16 protein-coding genes are annotated in these 15,988 nt (G+C 72.6%); 3 read left to right on the top strand and 13 right to left on the bottom strand.

Translation table 11 applies throughout. The features are described 5' to 3' along the window. Positions 1–37 precede the first annotated feature (37 nt). The 9 genes from ACIRF8_RS00495 to ACIRF8_RS00455 form a co-directional block, all read right to left on the bottom strand. The gene (locus ACIRF8_RS00495) at positions 38–442 is read right to left on the bottom strand and encodes a PPOX class F420-dependent oxidoreductase (protein WP_404209389.1); all 405 of its coding nucleotides are present in this window, start codon (positions 440–442) and stop codon (positions 38–40) included. A gap of 4 nt (positions 443–446) precedes the next feature. Then, the gene (locus tag ACIRF8_RS00490) at positions 447–1,799 is read right to left on the bottom strand and encodes an MDR family MFS transporter (protein WP_404209388.1); all 1,353 of its coding nucleotides are present in this window, start codon (positions 1,797–1,799) and stop codon (positions 447–449) included. Beyond that, positions 1,796–3,493, bottom strand: coding sequence for an ABC transporter permease subunit (locus ACIRF8_RS00485; protein WP_404209386.1), 1,698 nt, complete (start codon positions 3,491–3,493; stop codon positions 1,796–1,798). Before ACIRF8_RS00485 ends, ACIRF8_RS00490 begins: the two co-directional genes overlap by 4 nt. Continuing rightward, positions 3,490–4,956: an ABC transporter substrate-binding protein gene (locus ACIRF8_RS00480; RefSeq protein ID WP_404209384.1), complete on the bottom strand. Its 1,467-nt coding sequence runs from the start codon at positions 4,954–4,956 to the stop codon at positions 3,490–3,492. Before ACIRF8_RS00480 ends, ACIRF8_RS00485 begins: the two co-directional genes overlap by 4 nt. Further along, entirely contained in the window at positions 4,956–5,519 is a 564-nt protein-coding gene (locus ACIRF8_RS00475; protein WP_404209382.1) for a GNAT family N-acetyltransferase, read from the bottom strand. Before ACIRF8_RS00475 ends, ACIRF8_RS00480 begins: the two co-directional genes overlap by 1 nt. A 90-nt stretch (positions 5,520–5,609) precedes the next feature. Then, positions 5,610–6,116, bottom strand: a complete 507-nt coding sequence (gene ispF / locus ACIRF8_RS00470) for a 2-C-methyl-D-erythritol 2,4-cyclodiphosphate synthase (protein WP_404209380.1) — start codon at positions 6,114–6,116, stop codon at positions 5,610–5,612. Beyond that, positions 6,106–6,855: a 2-C-methyl-D-erythritol 4-phosphate cytidylyltransferase gene (gene ispD, locus ACIRF8_RS00465; protein WP_404209379.1), complete on the bottom strand. Its 750-nt coding sequence runs from the start codon at positions 6,853–6,855 to the stop codon at positions 6,106–6,108. Before ispD ends, ispF begins: the two co-directional genes overlap by 11 nt. Before the next feature lie 228 nt (positions 6,856–7,083). Then, complete coding sequence (locus ACIRF8_RS00460; protein ID WP_003953493.1) at positions 7,084–7,566, bottom strand: CarD family transcriptional regulator; 483 nt, start codon at positions 7,564–7,566, stop codon at positions 7,084–7,086. A gap of 184 nt (positions 7,567–7,750) precedes the next feature. Next, positions 7,751–8,005, bottom strand: a complete 255-nt coding sequence (locus ACIRF8_RS00455) for a hypothetical protein (RefSeq protein WP_404209377.1) — start codon at positions 8,003–8,005, stop codon at positions 7,751–7,753. A 207-nt stretch (positions 8,006–8,212) separates the two neighbouring features. Here ACIRF8_RS00455 and ACIRF8_RS00450 point away from each other — a divergent pair, with 207 nt between their 5' ends. Continuing rightward, positions 8,213–8,890 (top strand): DUF461 domain-containing protein, encoded by a 678-nt coding sequence (locus tag ACIRF8_RS00450; protein WP_404209375.1) that lies wholly within the window; start codon positions 8,213–8,215, stop codon positions 8,888–8,890. A 115-nt stretch (positions 8,891–9,005) separates the two neighbouring features. Here ACIRF8_RS00450 and ACIRF8_RS00445 read toward each other — a convergent pair whose 3' ends face one another. Continuing rightward, positions 9,006–9,686 (bottom strand): response regulator transcription factor, encoded by a 681-nt coding sequence (locus ACIRF8_RS00445; RefSeq protein WP_018527980.1) that lies wholly within the window; start codon positions 9,684–9,686, stop codon positions 9,006–9,008. After that, positions 9,683–10,975, bottom strand: coding sequence for a sensor histidine kinase (locus tag ACIRF8_RS00440; protein ID WP_404209373.1), 1,293 nt, complete (start codon positions 10,973–10,975; stop codon positions 9,683–9,685). The genes ACIRF8_RS00445 and ACIRF8_RS00440 overlap by 4 nt, the downstream gene beginning before the upstream one ends. Before the next feature lie 188 nt (positions 10,976–11,163). Here ACIRF8_RS00440 and phoU point away from each other — a divergent pair, with 188 nt between their 5' ends. After that, a complete protein-coding gene (gene phoU / locus ACIRF8_RS00435) occupies positions 11,164–11,850 on the top strand; it encodes a phosphate signaling complex protein PhoU (RefSeq protein ID WP_404209371.1) in 687 nt (228 codons plus the stop codon). A 591-nt stretch (positions 11,851–12,441) separates the two neighbouring features. Here phoU and ACIRF8_RS00430 read toward each other — a convergent pair. Next, positions 12,442–13,353, bottom strand: coding sequence for a calcium-binding protein (locus ACIRF8_RS00430; RefSeq protein WP_404209369.1), 912 nt, complete (start codon positions 13,351–13,353; stop codon positions 12,442–12,444). A gap of 388 nt (positions 13,354–13,741) precedes the next feature. After that, positions 13,742–14,503: a phosphoglyceromutase gene (locus ACIRF8_RS00425; protein ID WP_404209367.1), complete on the bottom strand. Its 762-nt coding sequence runs from the start codon at positions 14,501–14,503 to the stop codon at positions 13,742–13,744. Between the two features lie 135 nt (positions 14,504–14,638). Here ACIRF8_RS00425 and ACIRF8_RS00420 point away from each other — a divergent pair, with 135 nt between their 5' ends. Next, positions 14,639–15,925 (top strand): MDR family MFS transporter, encoded by a 1,287-nt coding sequence (locus tag ACIRF8_RS00420; RefSeq protein ID WP_404209366.1) that lies wholly within the window; start codon positions 14,639–14,641, stop codon positions 15,923–15,925. The last annotated feature ends 63 nt before the right edge of the window (positions 15,926–15,988 follow it).

The raw sequence follows: 15,988 nt of genomic DNA, 5'->3' as shown, positions 1-15,988 counted from the left end.
CCGGAGGGGTGCCATGGGCCCGCCGGTGACTCAGGCTCTACAGCCCGCCGACGACCTTGCGCGCGCGGACCCGTACGACGACGCGCTCCGTGTCCTGGGCCGAGGCCGGATTGAACTCGGCGTACTTCTTGCCGGTGTACTTCAGGGAGAGCTCGTCGATGAGTTCCTGGCCGCCCTCGGTGGTGAGCTCGGCGGTGCCGCGGATCTCGGCGTAGGTGTAGGGGTTGTCGGCGGGCTGGACGAGGACGGTCACGCGCGGGTCGCGGCGCAGGTTCTTCTCCTTGCGCCGGTCGACGGTGGTGGAGAAGAGGACGTCGTCGCCGTCGCGTTTCACCCAGACCGGGGAGACCTGGGGGCTGCCGTCGGGCTGGATGGTGGCGACGTTGATGAAGACCTTGCTGTCGAGCAGCGCCTTGAGCTCGTCGGACAGGTGGGCGGTCATGGCCTCACTCCTTCTCGGAGAATTCCGTCGGATCGGGCGGGGTCGTCCGACGCCTACCCGATCCTGGGGCAACACCGTGGGGCGGCGCGGCATTTCCGGGAATCGAGTGGCCGGGTGTCGTCGCGCGGGCGAGCAGCGCCCCGGTGAGCGGCACCGCCGCCAGTGCCGACCAGAGCAGCGGCGCGGGCAGGGCGAGGAGCGCGCCGGTGGCCGCGCTGCCGCCGAGGACGGCGAGCCCGGAGACGGAGGAGAGCGCGCCGGTGGCGAGGCCCAGACGGCGCTCGTCGACCAGGTCGGGGACGAGCCCGCGGGCCGCGGGGACCAGCAGCATCTGCCCCAGGGTGAGCAGGACGATCAGCGCGCAGGCGGGCAGGTAGGCGTACGGGCCGCGGTGCGGGAGCCACGCGGCGCTCGCCGCGACCGCGGTGAATCCGGCGGCCACGAGCAGGAGGCCGCGGGTCAGCGCGGTGCGCGGGGCGAGGCGGGCCGCGGACCAGCGGGTGACGGGGAGCTGGGCGCCGACGACGAGCAGCGAGGAGAGCGCGAACAGGGGGCCCACGGCGTCCTGGGAGCCGGTGGTGCGGGTGAGTTCGACGGGCAGGGCCAGGTAGAGCTGGTTGTACGCGATGAGGTAGCCGCTGTAGGCGAGGCAGAGCGCGAGGAAGCGGGGCCGGGCGAGGACGGCGCGCAGGGCGCCGGTGGGGGCGGGGCGCCCGCGGGTCTGCCGCGCGGGCGCCCGGTGGGGCATGAGCCGGGCGTGTCCGGCGAGGACGGCGACGAAGACCAGGGCGCCCGCGAGGCAGGCGGCGCGGAACCCGGCGAGGAGCAGGGCCGTGCCGAGCAGCGGGCCGAGGAAGGCGCCCGCCTGACCGGCGGCGGAGAAGACGCCGAGGACGTGGGCGCGCGGGGTGCCGGTGGCGCGTTCGTGGCGGACGGCTTCACGGGCCGTCTCGGACTCGACGGCCGGGGAGAACAGGGCGGCGGCGAACCCGATGAGGACGACGGCCGCGACGACGGTGGCGGTGCGGTCGGCGAACGCGAGCCAGCCGAACCCGGCGATGCGCAGCGCGCAGCCGGTCAGGACGACGGGCCGGGGCCCGAACCGGTCGGTGAGCGCGCCGCCGACCACGAAGAGTCCCTGCTGGCTGAAGGTGCGCAGGCCCAGGATCAGCCCGACGGCCCAGCCCGTGAGGGCGAGGCTGTCGGTGAGGTGCGTGGCGAGGTAGGGCAGGACGGCGTAGAAGCCGATGTTGAAGGCGAGCTGGGTACCGGCGAGCAGTCGCAGGTAGGGCGGGAGTTCGCGCGGGCGGAGCCGGTGGGAGCCGCCCGTGGGGGGCGTGAGGGCGGGCCGCTTCACCGGCGGCGCCCCGCGGACGCCAGGATCGCCAGCGCGCCGACGCAGGCCAGGGCCGCCGCGGGCGCGAGGACGGACCAGGGGGCGCGTTCCGCGTAGGGAAGGTTCTCCGTCAGGAGGCGGCCCCACTCGGGGGTGGGCGGCTGGGTGCCGAGGCCGAGGAAGCTGAGGGAGGCGAGGGCGAGGGTCGTGGGGGCGAGGCGGAGCACCGCGTGACGGGCGACGGGCGGCAGGACGCCGCCCAGGACGTGGTGGCGCAGGATGTACAGGCGCCCCGCGCCGTGCACGGTCGCCGCTTCCACGTGGCCGGACGCCCGTTCCGTCTCGGCGAGCGCGGCGGTGTGGGCGGCGAGCGGCGCCCAGCCGACGGCGGCCACGGCGACGGCGGCCCCGGCCTGGCCCGCGCCGAAGAGGCCGGTGACCAGGAGCCCGGCGAGGATCGCGGGCATGGCGTTGGCGACCTCGGTGAACCCCGCGCTCCAGCGGACGAGGCCGATGGCCACCCCGGCGACGAAGCTGAGCGCGCACACCGCGGCGGCGACGGCGAGCGTGCGCAGGGCGCCGTGGCCGAGCCGGGCGAGGACGTCCCGGCCGAGCGCGTCGGTGCCGAAGGGGTGGGCGCCGCAGGGCGCGGAGAGGCGGGCGGCGAGGTCGACCTGGAGGGGGTCGCGCAGCAGCCCCCAGATGATCACCGCGAGGAGCGCGGCGGCGAGGGCCCCGGCCGCGTAGAGGCGCGCGGGTCCGGCGCCGGGGGTGCGGGCCAGGCCGGGCAGCGCGCCCGCCTCCAGGGCCGGTCCGAGGAGGCGGCGGCGCAGCAGGCCGACGATGACGGCCGCGGCGGCGCCGAGCGCGAGCAGGACGAGGAGGCAGCCCTGGAGGAGCGGCAGGTCCAGGTCGAGGGCGGCGGCGACGGCGGTGCCGCCGAGCCCGGGGATCGCGAAGACCGCCTCGACGGCGGCGGCTGCTCCGGTCAGGCCGACCACGGTGAGGCCCGCCTGGGGCAGGACGGCGGGCAGGGCGCGTCGCGCGGCGTGCCGGGCGATACGCGCGCGGGGCAGGCCGTTCGCCCGCCAGGTCCGCACCCAGGGTTCGGCGAACGCGGCGGGCAGCGCGTCCTGGCCGAGCCGCCCGAGGACGGCCCCGGCCGGGATGCCGAGGGCGAGGGCGGGCAGCACGGCGGAGGCGGGGGACTGCCAGCCCTGCGCGGGGAACCAGCCGAGCCGGACGGCGAGGAGCGTCGCGAGGACGGAGGCGAGGAGGAACTCGGGGAGCGCGGCGAGGACCCCGGCGCCGACCCCCGCGGGCGGCCGGGTGGCGCCGCGCCGCAGGGCGGGCAGGCACAGGGCGACGGCCACGACGACGGCGACGACCATCGCGTACCCCATCAGCGACAAGGACACGCCGAGGGCGGCGCCGACGTCCGCGCCGACGTCGGCACCGGTCACCCAGGAGGCGCCGAGATCGCCGTGGAGCAGGCCCCGCGCCCACTGCCCGAGGAACGCGAACGGGCCCTCGCCCAGACCCAGTTGGTCGCGCACCTGGGCGAGCTGACCGGGGGTCGTGGGCGCGTCGCCGTAACGGGCGTGGAGCACGGTCAGCGCCGGGTCGGTGCGGGTCAGCCAGGGCAGCAGCGCGGTGAGCAGGAGCAGCCCGGCCGCCGCGGCCACCCGGCCGGCGCCGACGCTCGCGTTCTTCATCGGGCGCGGGTCTCCAGACCGACGAACTGTCGCTCGTAGGGGTCGAGGACGACTCCGCGCACCCCGGCGCCGACGCCCTGGAGATGTTCCTCGTGGACGACGGGCACGGCGGCGTCGGTGCGCAGGATGGCGGCCTCGGCGACGAGCACGGCCCGCTGCCGCGCGGTGCCGTCGAGCGCGGCGGCCTTCCGCACGGCGGCGTCGACGGCCGGGTCGCTGAGCTGGGAGACGTTGAAGCTGCCGCCGCTGGTGAAGTCGGAGGCGAGGTAGGAGACGGGGTCGCCGGTGTCGAGCGCGGTGGAGCGCGACATCAGGAACGCGTCGTACTCCCCGGCGAGCGCCCCGGACTCCAGACGCGCGTAGTCCTTGACGACGAGCCGGACCTCGAACCCGGCGCGCCGCAACTGCTGCTGGAGGGCCGCGGCCACCTCGGGCAGTTCGGCCCGGTTGGTGTACGTGGCGAGGGTGAGGCGCTGCCCGCGCGGTGTGGCGGCCCGCGCGCGCCCGGTGACGGGGAGCTGTTGGCCGTCGGCCCAGGCGAATCCGGGGCCGAGGAGGCCGGTGGCGCGTTCGGCGTAGCCCTCGTAGACGCTGCCGGCGAGGGCGGAGGTGTCGATGTGGTGGCGCACGGCGGCCCGCAGCGCGGGGTCGGCGAGCGGCCCGCCGCGGGTGTTCAGGTACAGGGTGGTGGTGCGTACGGTGGCGACCTTGCGGGCGCGGTCGCCGAGGTTCAGGGCCTGGGCGGCGGGGACGAACTCGGCGAGCTCGATCTGGCCCGAGCGCAGGGCGTTGGCGCGGGCGTTGTTGTCGGCGACGAAGGTCACGTCGACGCCGCGCGCCGCCGCCTTCCCGCGCCAGTGCCCGTCGAAGCGGTCGAGGGTCGCGGACACGGCCCCGTCGAGCCGGACCAGCGTGAACGGGCCGGTGGCGTGCCCGACCGGGTCGACCGCGCCGTCCTTGCCGAAGGCGGCCGGGGAGAAGACGGCGAGGGAGGGGTTGGCGAGCCGGGCGGGCAGCAGCGGGTCGGCGGTGCCGGTCGTGATCCGCACGGTCCGCTCCCCCGCCGCGCGGACCGTCAGCCGCACGTCGCTGAGCACGCGCGGCGTGACCTTCGCCCGCCCGGCGGCCCGCAGCGCGCCCACGACGGCTTCGGCGGTGACCCGGCGGCCGTCCTGGAAACGGGCGTCCCGCAGCGTGAACTCCCAGGTGGTGGCGGTCGTACGGGTCCACTCGGCGGCCAGCGCGGGGTGGATGACCCCGTCGGTGTCCATGCGGGTCAGCCCGTCGACGACGGCGAGCCGGCTGAGGAGGAGACCGTCGTCGCCGTACGGGGACAGGCCCTGGGTCGGGGCGAAGGCGAGGTCGACGGCGATCCGGCCACCGCGCGCGGTGCCGGTGAACGAGCCGCAGGCGCTGGTGAGCCCCGCCCCGGCCGCCGCCAGCAGGAAGCCGCGGCGGCGCATCACAGGGCGGCGGCGACGGCGGGAACGCGTGCGGGCAGCGGCAGTTCGAAGTGGACGATGCCCTGTCCGCCGCCGGGCAGGTCGCGCTCGTCGCAGACCTCCTGGGCGAGGGAGCGCCAGAACGGTTCGGCGCCGGGCACGGCCGGGTCGGTGTGCAGGTAGAGCGAGGTGTAGCCGCCGACCGACGCGGCGAATCCGGTCAGCTCGTGGACGAGGGCGCGGGCGAGGCCGTGGCGCCGGTGCTCGGGGCGTACGTAGACGCGGCTGAGCTGGGCGGTGGTGCCGGCGGGGAAGCGGTGGGCGACCGAGGGCGGGTTGGGCGGCGTGGCGGGCGCCCGGTCGCGGACCCCGCCGGTGGCGACGATTTCCCCGCTCGGCAGGTGCTCGGCGACGAGCAGGGTGCAGCGTGCGGGGCGGAGGTAGGCGGCGGCCGGGTCGATGATGTCGGCGTGCCAGCGCGGCACGTACCCGGACCGCAGGTCGCGGTAGACGGTGTCGAGCATGACGGCGCGGGCCCCGTCCACGTCGCCGTCACCGGCCACGCGGATCTCGTACTCACCCATCACCTGACACTGCCTTCACCACGACCGGACACTTGCACACCCATGCTAACTGCAACAGATATGCAGTAAGAGTCCGGCCGGGGGTGACGCCTACGCCCGCACCACCAGCGCGGTGGCGATCGCCATCAGGCCCTCGTCGCGCCCGGGAAAGCCGAGCCCGTCGGTGGTCGCGCCCGACACGGAGACCGGCGCCCCGGCCGCCTCGGACAGCACCTTCTGCGCCTCGTCGCGCCGCTTGCCGATCTTGGGCCGGGGACCGACGACCTGGACCGCGACATTGCCGATGACGAATCCCGCCTCCCGCACGATGCGCGCCGCCTCGGCGAGCAGCGTCAGGCCACCGGCGCCGGACCACTCGGGCCGTCCGGTGCCGAAGTGCTGCCCGAGGTCACCGAGCCCGGCGGCCGAGAACAGGGCGTTGCAGGCGGCGTGCGAGACGACATCGGCGTCCGAGTGCCCGGCGAGACCGGGGCCCTCGCCCTCCCACAGGAGCCCGGCGCACCACAGCTCCCGGCCCTCCTCGAAGGCGTGGATGTCGGTGCCGATGCCGACCTGCGGCAGCACCGGCACGGGCCGCGCCCGCTGATCAGAACCCATCGGTGGCCCTCCTGCGGGCGAGTACGGCCTCGGCGAGCAGCAGGTCGAGCGGCCGGGTCACCTTGAACGCCTCTTCGTGCCCCGGCACCAGGACGACCTGGAGGCCGAGCTTCTCGACCATGCCGGCGTCGTCGGTGACGTCGTCGGTGACGGTCTCGTGGGCGCGTACGAGCGTGGCGTGCTCGAAGCCCTGCGGTGTCTGGACGGCGCGCAGCCGGGCCCGCGGCGGCGTGGCGACGACGGGCTCGGGCGAGCCGTCGTCGGCCGGCCCGACCTCCTTGACCGTGTCGACGAGCGGCAGGGCGGGGACCACGGCGGGCGCCCCGTCGCGTACGGCCTCGATGACCGCGTCGACGGTGTCGACCGGGACGAGCGGCCGGGCCGCGTCGTGGACGAGCACGATGTCGATACCGGGCGGCAGCGCGTCGAGCCCGAGCTTCACGGACTCCTGGCGCGTCCTGCCGCCGGGCACGACGACGATGTCGGTCCTCTCGGGAAGCGCGTGATCGGCGAGCAGCGTCTTGACCTCGGCGGCGCCGTCCGGTGGTGCGACGACCACGACGAGGGAGACGGAGCGGGACGCCGCCATGGCGCGGACGGCGTGAATCAGCATCGGTGTGCCGCCCAGCGCACGGAGCGCTTTGGGAGCGCCAGGACCGAGGCGCACGCCCCGTCCGGCGGCCGGAATCACGGCTGCGGTGCGGGCGCCACCAGCAACGGGACGCGTTTCGTCAGACATCGGTTCCGTTCAGGTTTGTACGCTCGGGGGTGGTGGGTATGGCCACATCGTGTCGGGCGCGACTACTTGACCGGACCCTTCCGTGACACTGGTCGAGCCAGGTGCCCGGGCCCGGCACACCCGGTCGGGGGTACGAACATGCCGCAGCGCCCGGCGACACCATAAGGGTCAGCGGGCACCACGGCATTGTTCTTACGCGACAAATGTCTTATGGGACAACGACGCGTATCAGGACGCGAGAACCTCGTCGAGCAGGGCCTCGGCCTTGTCCTCGTTCGTGTTCTCCGCGAGAGCGAGCTCGCTCACCAGGATCTGGCGAGCCTTGGCGAGCATGCGCTTCTCACCCGCGGACAGTCCGCGCTCGCGCTCCCGACGCCACAGGTCACGCACGACTTCCGCGACCTTGATGACATCGCCGGAGGCGAGCTTCTCCAGGTTTGCCTTGTAGCGGCGCGACCAGTTCGTGGGCTCCTCGGCGTACGGCGCGCGCAGTACCTCGAAGACCCGGTCGAGCCCGTCCTGACCGACCACATCACGCACGCCGACGAACTCCGCATTGTCCGCTGGCACACGCACCGTCAGATCGCCCTGGGCGACCTTCAGCACCAAGTAGGTCTTGTCCACGCCTTTGATCTGGCGAGTTTCGATAGCCTCGATCAGCGCGGCCCCGTGATGGGGATAGACCACGGTGTCGCCAACCTTGAACGTCATGTGACAGGTACCCCTTCCGTGGCTATCCAGGGTAACACGGAAACTGCGGGTTCTGAATGGCGTTTTCGCAGGTCAGGGCATATCTCGGGGCTTGACAACAACAACAGGAACGTGCTGCGAAGGGGTAGCGGAGCACGGTATTCGCAGGTCGGAGCCGCTCTCCCGCGGCCCCGAAAGACGTGCGTCACAGACGCCGGAACGCGGCCCCGCAGGGGCAAACATCCCATTTTGCGTAGTTCGAAGCGATGAACTTCCGCTGCTCCGTTCGGGACGGCGCACACCCGCTCGAGGGGATTCCGGAATTGATCACCGTGATTCCCGGCATCGGATGATCGTTTTTCTGGACCCCCATGCATTCCTTACCGGAAATCCGCACACGCCGGTGGACAGCGGCTTTTTGAATGGTGAACGTGGTGCCAATGGTGACGGTGAGGAGCACGAGGAACACGGTGAGCGCGGGGAAGGCGACACGCGTGCGTGCCGGTCTCTCGACGGCCCGGAGGCCCATCGGAGGCGCTCCGGGGGCGGGTCGGGTGCGGTGACGTGCGAAGGGCTCGGTAGCCTAAGGCCGCTGACAGTCCCTTAGGACGGCTTTACGACCCGTGCAGCCGTCCGCTCCGCCCACGTTCAAGGAGATGCCGCCGCCGTGAGCAGCAGCCTTCGACGCGGCGCCCTCGCCGCCGCCTCCCTCGCGTTCTCGATCGCCTCCCTCGCTGCGTGCGGCGCCGGCAACGACGCCCAGACCCTTCAGGTCAAGCCGGACAACGCCGCGGCCACGGTCGGTGACATCAAGATCCAGAACGCCACCGTCATCACGCAGCCGGACCGCTCGTCCAAGGGCCCGGCCGTCGTGACGGCCACGCTCTTCAACAACGGTTCCGCCGACCAGACCCTCGACTCGATCAAGGTCGCCGGTGTCGACAAGACCGCGAAGCTGACGGGCGCCGAGGGCGGCTCGAAGGTCACGGTCCCGGCCGGCGGTTCGATCATCCTCGGCGGCGAGGGCAACGCCACCGCCGAGCTGCCCAACGACCGCACCGCGATCCTCGACGGGAACGCCCAGTCGGTCACCTTCGCGTTCAGCAGGACCGGCGACGTGAAGCTGAAGGCGTTCGTGGTGCCCGCCGAGAGCTACTTCGAGAAGTGGGGGCCGAGCGAGGTGCCGTCGACGCCGACCGCCTCGACGTCCTCCTCGCCGTCCGAGGGCGCATCGGGCTCCGCCTCCCCCTCGGACACGGCGTCCCCCTCCGACAAGGCCTCCGACAAGGCCTCCCCCTCGGACTCCGCGTCCGGCTCCGCCTCCGCGGACACCGAGGACCACTGAGTAGCCGGGGCGGGCCCGTACGCACCGCCCCGCGTGCCGCACAACGCCTGAGGGCGGACTCCCCGACCGGGGAGTCCGCCCTCAGGCGTTGTGCGCGGGCTGAGCCGCCGGTGGCCTACGGCTCGAACTTGTAGCCGAGGCCGCGCACCGTCACCAGGTAGCGCGGCGCCCCCGGGTCCGGCTCGATCTTGGCGCGCAGGCGCTTCACGTGGACGTCCAGGGTCTTGGTGTCGCCGACGTAGTCCGCGCCCCAGACCCGGTCGATGAGCTGCATACGGGTCAGGACGCGGCCCGCGTTGCGCAGCAGCATCTCCAGGAGGTCGAACTCCTTGAGCGGCAGGTCGACCTTGGAGCCGGAGACCGTGACGACGTGCCGGTCCACGTCCATCCGGACCGGGCCCGCCTCCAGCGCCTGCGGGGCGACCTCCTCGGGCTCGCCGCGGCGGCGCAGGACGGCCCGGATACGAGCGACCAGCTCACGGGAGGAGAAGGGCTTGGTGACATAGTCGTCGGCCCCTATCTCCAGACCGACGACCTTGTCGATCTCGCTGTCCTTGGCGGTCACCATGATGACCGGGACGTTGGAACGGCCGCGCAACTGGCGGCAGACTTCGGTGCCCGGCAGGCCGGGCAGCATCAGGTCGAGCAGGACGAGGTCGGCGCCGTTGCGCTCGAACTCGTCCAGGCCGTCGGGGCCGGTGGCCGCGATGGCGACCTCGAAGCCCTCCTTGCGGAGCATGTAGGACAGGGCGTCGGAGAAGGACTCCTCGTCCTCGACGACAAGCACTCGGGTCACGGAAGGACCTCCGGGGCAGGGGCGGCGGGAATGGATTCGTAGGCGGTGGAGCGGTCGGGCCCGTGTGCGGCGTGTTCGTCGTGTTCGTCGCGTACGTCTCCGGGGCCGGTGGCGAGTGAGGTCTTCTGCGGGGCGCGGGTCGCGGCGGCCTCGGGCAGCCGCAGCGTGAAGGTGGAGCCCTGTCCCTCGGAGCTCCACACCGTGACCTCCCCGCCGTGCGAGGCGGCCACGTGCTTGACGATGGCGAGGCCGAGGCCGGTGCCGCCGGTGGCCCGGGAGCGGGCCGGATCGACGCGGTAGAAGCGCTCGAAGACGCGCTCCTTGTCCTTGTCGGAGATGCCGATGCCCTGGTCGGTGACGGCCACCTCTATGAGGTCGCCGCCCGGCGCGTTCACCCGGCGTGCGGCGATGCCGACGCGGGTGCGGGCCGGTGAGTAGTTGACCGCGTTCTCGACCAGGTTGCCGAGGGCGGCGGCGAGCTGGCCGCGGTTGCCCCAGATCTGGAGGTCGGCCGTGCCACCGGCGGCCATGGTGATCTGCTTGGTGGCGGCGGGCTGGCGGCAGCGGTCGATGGCCTCGGCGACGAGCTCGTCGACCCGGACCGGTTCGGCGTCCTCCAGCGGGTCGTCGTTCTGCACCCGGGACAGGTCGATGAGCTCCTGCACGAGGTTGGTCAGGCGGGTCGCCTCGATCTGCATGCGGCCCGCGAACCGCTCGACGGCCTCGGGGTCGTCGGAGGCGTCCATGACCGCCTCGGAGAGCAGCGACAGCGCGCCCACCGGGGTCTTCAGCTCATGGCTCACATTGGCGACGAAGTCGCGTCGTACGGCCTCGATGCGCCGGGCCTCCGTCAGGTCCTCGACGAGGAGCAGCACCAGGCGGGAGCCGAGGGGGGCGACCCGGGCGGAGACGGCGAGGGCGTCGCCGCGGCCGGTGCCGCGCCGGGGCAGGTCCAGTTCGACCTGCCGTATCTCGCCGTCGCGCCGGGTGTCCCTGGCCATGTGCAGCATGGGTTCGACGGCGAGTTTCCCGCCGCGTACGAGTCCGAGGGCGTACGCCGCCGAGCTGGCCTTGACCACGCTGTCGCCCTCGTCGAGGACGACGGCGGAGGAGCGCAGGACCGACAGGACCGTGTCGACGCCGGGCGGCAGGACGGGGTCTGTGTGCAGGGAGGTGCGGGTGGGGCGTTTCTGGTCGCGTTCGCTCCAGCGAAACGCCAGCATGGCGATGACACCGGTACACACTCCGGCGATCGCTGCCGCTGCGGCGACCGCCGCGTTCACGTCCATGTCTTCAGGTTATGCGGCCCGACCAGGTCCTCCACAGCCGTCCGGGTGGTAGCTCGAACACTCGTCGCCCAGAGTTCACCTTGGATACGGGGTCGGTTCACTTCAGATGCCGGATCCCGACGCGTACGGCGCCCACCGTGGGACCGTGAGGCTGACCCGGGCTCACGACAGAGAGAGGGAACGTTCGTATGCGTGACGCGTACCACGAGGAACTTGACTCGATCGGCGAGGGCCTGGTCGAGATGGCCCGTCTTGTCGGGTCGGCGATCGGGCGCGCCACCACGGCCATGCTCGACGCCGACCTGAAGCTCGCCGAGAACGTGATCGCCGCCGATCAGAAGGTCGACGATCTCCAGCACGACCTGGAGGCGCGGGCCATCGCGCTGCTCGCCCGGCAGCAGCCGGTGGCGACGGATCTACGGATCGTGGTCACCTCGCTGCGAATGAGCGCGGACCTGGAGCGCAGCGGCGACCTGGCACAGCACGTCGCCAAGCTGGCGCGGCTGCGCTTCCCCGAGCGGGCCGTGCCGCACGACCTGCACGCGACCATCCTGGAGATGGGCCAGTTGGCACAGCGCCTGATGGCGAAGGCCGCCGAGGTCATCATCACCAAGGACGTCGATCTGGCGATGCAGTTGGAGCAGGACGACGACGAGATGGACCTGCTGCACCGCACGCTCTTCCAGCACCTCATGGACGAGAAGTGGAAGCACGGCATCGAGACGGCCGTCGACGTGACGCTGCTCGGCCGCTACTACGAGCGCTTCGCGGACCACGCGGTGTCGGTCGCCAAGCGGGTCGTCTACCTGGTGACGGGCGAGCACGCGGATGTGCAGGCCGCCTCCTCGTCGGTCTCGGCGGTGGAGAGCGCCTGACGCCTCTCGGCACCTGTGCGCAGCGGGGCCCCGCACCTCACCGGTGCGGGGCCCGTCGTGTCAGCCGCTGCAACCGCCGCACTGGCAGGGCGCGCCGGACTGGCAGCCACAACCGCAGCCCGAGCCGCAGCCGCAGGCGCCGAGCAGTGTCGTCTGCGGTGCGGAGCGGTTCACTTGACCGGAGCCGACGGGCACTTCGGGTGTCCTGTCGGGCCTGGGGGACTCGGCAGCCATGGGTTCCCTCCTCGGTGGGCCTCCGCGGTGAAGGACCTCACCCATTGCATGCCCGGCGGGGCGGGCGCATCAACGGCGCACACGGGCAGGCCGGGCCGCCCCGCTCACCCCCTGCCCCACCGGAAACCCCCTCCCCGTCTGTCACTGCCACGTCATACGCTGCGCCATGGCAGCCGCGCCCCGGGCTCCGTCCGTGCGACTCGACCCGGGCGCCGCGCGGCGCTCTCATCTCCCGGCCGTCCACCGCAATTCCTTGCACTTCTCCAAGTAACCGCTCGCGGTGGCAGGCGCCCCGGGCCCGGACGTGCCGTGTGCCCGGGAGCGCCGAGGGCCGAGGCGCCGGAGTGCGCCCGGGCCTCAGTCCTGATGGACGACGTTCGTGCCGGGACCACCGGAGAGGGTGTCCCGGCCCGGGCCGCCGTACAGCTTGTCGTTGCCGCTGTTGCCGTACAGGGTGTCGTCGCCGCTGTTCCCGTACAGGATGTCGTCTCCCTTGCCGCCGTACAGGAAGTCGTTGCCGGTCCCGCCGTGGATCTGGTCGTTGCCGTCGTCGCCCGACAGGTTCTGGTCGTCGGCGCCGCCGTGGATCACGTCGTTGCCGGGGCCGCCCGCGACGGAGCTGGAGTCGCCGTCGGCGTCGAGCGTGTCGTTGCCGAGCCCGCCCTGCACGACGGCCTCGCCGCCACCGGCGTGCACGGTGTCGGCGCCGTCGTCGCCGAGGACCACCGCGGCGACGCCGACGGTGACGATGTCGTCGCCCGCACCGCCCCGGACGGAGTTGCCGTCGACACTGCCGGTGTCGGTCAGCCGGTCGGCACCGGCGCCCAGGTCGACCGAGGCGAAGTGGTAGGTCTGACCGGTGGCGTTGTCGTAACGGACGACGTCGTTCCCGTCGCCGAGGTGCAACTCCAGGGTGGCGTACGGGTCCTGGCTCTCCAGAGTGGTGACGGTGCAGCGCACCTTGGTGCGGTCGGCGGCATCGGGGTACGCGCAGCCGTCCCCGGCGTCGACCGGGACGACATCGTCGATGACATAGGTGATGTCCGCGGAGCCGTCGGCCCCGGTCGCGGTGACGACCGCCTGGTTGGCCTGGCCGGAAGCGGCGGTGTAGGCGACGAAGTGGCCGCTGGGGTCGAGCGCGGCGGTGGCCGACGGGGTCGCGGCACCGGCGGTGCCGACGAGGACGACCGGGGCGACAAGGCCCAGAGCGAGCGCCGAGGCACCGCGTAACATCCGGCGGCCGACGAGGTGAGAGGAGACTGAGGACATTGCGGGACCTCCGTGGGGTGGGTGTGCAGCACGCTTACGTCCTCAAGTGACCGCGCCTCCAGGCGATCGGTTGCATGCCACACAAACCCGCCGACGGGCGCCCATACCTCGCCTGACCTGCCCCGATTCCCGTCTCGTCGCCGACGGTACAGCTATGCGCCGGACACGCTTCGGCGGAAGTTCATGCCCCCGGAGGGGATTTGGGGCGGCGCGGCCGTCCCGGTCCGCGAAACCCGGTCGACGCCCCTGTCGGATGCCTGAGACGACGCGCCTTCTGGCAGGGGGCCGTCACCAACCTGCTCAACCAAGGTAGGAGGGGGCGGGGGCGTGCCATGAAAATGCCTCCCCTCTGCGCTCTCGGCGCAGGTGGGAGGCATGATCGTTGCAGCTACTTCTTCTTGCCCTGGTTCTTGACCGCCTCGATCGCCGCCGCGGCCGCGTCCGGGTCCAGGTACGTGCCGCCCGGCTTGACCGGCTTGAACTCGGCGTCGAGTTCGTAGGAGAGCGGGATGCCCGTCGGGATGTTCAGGCCCGCGATGTCCGCGTCCGAGATGCCGTCGAGGTGCTTGACGAGGGCGCGGAGGCTGTTGCCGTGGGCGGCGACGAGGACCGTGCGGCCCGTGAGGAGGTCGGGGACGATGCCGTCGAACCAGTACGGGAGCATCCGGACCACGACGTCCTTGAGGCACTCCGTCTGCGGGCGCAGCTCCGGCGGGAGCGTCGCGTAGCGCGGGTCGGAGAACTGCGAGTACTCGGCGTCGCGGTCGAGCGGCGGCGGCGGGGTGTCGTAGGAGCGGCGCCACAGCATGAACTGCTCCTCGCCGAACTCGGCGAGGGTCTGGGCCTTGTCCTTGCCCTGGAGGGCGCCGTAGTGGCGCTCGTTCAGGCGCCACGAGCGGTGGACGGGGATCCAGTGGCGGTCGGCGGCCTCGAGCGCGAGCTGCGCCGTGCGGATCGCGCGCTTCTGGAGCGAGGTGTGGACCACGTCAGGGAGCAGGCCGGCGTCCTTCAGCAGCTCACCGCCGCGGACCGCCTCCTTCTCGCCCTTCTCGTTCAGGTTGACGTCCACCCAGCCGGTGAACAGGTTCTTCGCGTTCCATTCGCTCTCGCCGTGGCGGAGGAGGATCAGCTTGTACGGTGCGTCGGCCATGGGGCCAAGACTAATCGGCCCGCCTAGGTCGTGCCGATTGACGGTCCCCGTCAATTGACTGGCACGCGCGCGTGCCCGGGTCGTAAGTTACGTAAACCTTCCGCACCACTTACATCACCCCCGGGGGACGCACCCATGTCAGTCACCGCGCTCAGACGTGCCGCCAAGGAGTCCGTGGCCGGTCTCCCCCGCGCGTTCTGGTGGTTGTGGACCAGCACCCTCGTCAACCGGCTCGGCGGGTTCGTCCTCACCTTCCTCGCGCTGTACCTGACGGCGCAGCGCGGTTTCTCGGCGGCGTACGCCGGTCTCGTCGCCTCGCTCATCGGGCTCGGCGGGGTCATCGCCTCGATGCTGGGCGGGGTGCTCGCCGACCGGCTCGGGCGGCGGCCGACCCTGCTCGGCGCGCAGCTCGCGACCGCCGTGACCGTCGCCGTCCTCGCCTTCGTGCGCGACCCCGTGTCGATCGCCGTGACCGGTTTCGCGTTCGGCCTCGCCTCGAACGCGTCGCGGCCCGCGATCCAGGCGATGATGGCCGACATCGTGCGCCCCGAGGACCGGGTGCGGGCCTTCTCGCTCAACTACTGGGCGATCAACCTCGGGTTCGCGATCTCCTCCGTGTACGCCGGTTTCCTCGTCGCCCACAGCTACACCCTCGGCTTCCTCGTGGAGGCCGTCATGACGCTGGCCTGCGCCTGCGTCGTCTTCGTGAAGGTGAAGGAGTCGCGGCCCGAGCGCACCGTCGTGGCCGGCGCCGCCCCGCGGACCACCGTCACCATGGGGACCGTCCTGCGCGACCGGCGCTTCATGCTCATGGTCGGCCTCTCCTTCCTCGTCGCGGTCGTCTTCACGCAGAGTTCGGTCGGGCTGCCGATCGTCATGGGCCAAGAGGGGTTCTCCAGCGCGGACGTGGGTCTGGTCGCCGCCGTCAACGGCGTCATCATCGTGGCCCTCCAGATCCCGCTGACCCGCTTCATCGAACGCCGCGACCCCGGCCGCCTGCTGACCGTCTCCTCGCTGCTCATCGGCTACGGATTCGCCCTCACCGCCTTCGCCGGGTCCCTCGCCGCATACGCGCTGACCGTCGCGGTGTGGACGCTGGGCGAGATGGTCAACGCGCCCACCCAGTCCGGGCTCGTCGCCCGGCTCGCCCCCGCCGAGGGCCGCGGCCGGTACCAGGGCGTCTATACGACGTCGTGGTCGGCGGCGGCGCTCGTCGCACCGCTCGCGGGCGGCTGGGTCCTCGACTCCGCCGGGGCCGGCTGGCTGTGGGCGGGCTGCGCGGTGCTCGGCACGGGCACGGCGGTCGGGTACTGGGCGCTGATGCGCGGGCTGTCCGGGCGGACCGAACCGGCACCCGTGCCGGTCCCCGTCGCCGACCCGGCGCTCGAAACGGACCCCGGCACCGTGCGCCAGGTGGCCTGAACCAGGCCGCCGCCCCTGCGTACTTGGCCCTCACACCGTGTCAGGCGCTGGACTCGGAGACAC

This window comes from Streptomyces sp. NPDC102406, assembly GCF_044765725.1.
In the GTDB taxonomy this organism is placed as follows: Bacteria; Actinomycetota; Actinomycetes; order Streptomycetales; family Streptomycetaceae; genus Streptomyces.
The sequence above is the reverse complement of the archived record's forward strand: the minus strand, read 5'-3'. Positions and strand labels throughout refer to the sequence as shown.

Bases quoted from the DNA above. Each gene is read 5' to 3' on its own strand.
- ACIRF8_RS00495 (WP_404209389.1), bottom strand. From the start codon at position 442: ATGACCGCCCACCTGTCCGACGAGCTCAAGGCGCTGCTCGACAGCAAG.
- ACIRF8_RS00485 (WP_404209386.1), bottom strand. From the start codon at position 3,493: ATGAAGAACGCGAGCGTCGGCGCCGGCCGGGTGGCCGCGGCGGCCGGG.
- ACIRF8_RS00480 (WP_404209384.1), bottom strand. From the start codon at position 4,956: ATGCGCCGCCGCGGCTTCCTGCTGGCGGCGGCCGGGGCGGGGCTCACC.
- ACIRF8_RS00475 (WP_404209382.1), bottom strand. From the start codon at position 5,519: ATGGGTGAGTACGAGATCCGCGTGGCCGGTGACGGCGACGTGGACGGG.
- ispF (WP_404209380.1), bottom strand. From the start codon at position 6,116: ATGGGTTCTGATCAGCGGGCGCGGCCCGTGCCGGTGCTGCCGCAGGTC.
- ispD (WP_404209379.1), bottom strand. From the start codon at position 6,855: ATGTCTGACGAAACGCGTCCCGTTGCTGGTGGCGCCCGCACCGCAGCC.
- ACIRF8_RS00460 (WP_003953493.1), bottom strand. From the start codon at position 7,566: ATGACGTTCAAGGTTGGCGACACCGTGGTCTATCCCCATCACGGGGCC.
- ACIRF8_RS00440 (WP_404209373.1), bottom strand. From the start codon at position 10,975: ATGGACGTGAACGCGGCGGTCGCCGCAGCGGCAGCGATCGCCGGAGTG.
- phoU (WP_404209371.1), top strand. From the start codon at position 11,164: ATGCGTGACGCGTACCACGAGGAACTTGACTCGATCGGCGAGGGCCTG.
- ACIRF8_RS00430 (WP_404209369.1), bottom strand. From the start codon at position 13,353: ATGTCCTCAGTCTCCTCTCACCTCGTCGGCCGCCGGATGTTACGCGGT.
- ACIRF8_RS00425 (WP_404209367.1), bottom strand. From the start codon at position 14,503: ATGGCCGACGCACCGTACAAGCTGATCCTCCTCCGCCACGGCGAGAGC.
- ACIRF8_RS00420 (WP_404209366.1), top strand. From the start codon at position 14,639: ATGTCAGTCACCGCGCTCAGACGTGCCGCCAAGGAGTCCGTGGCCGGT.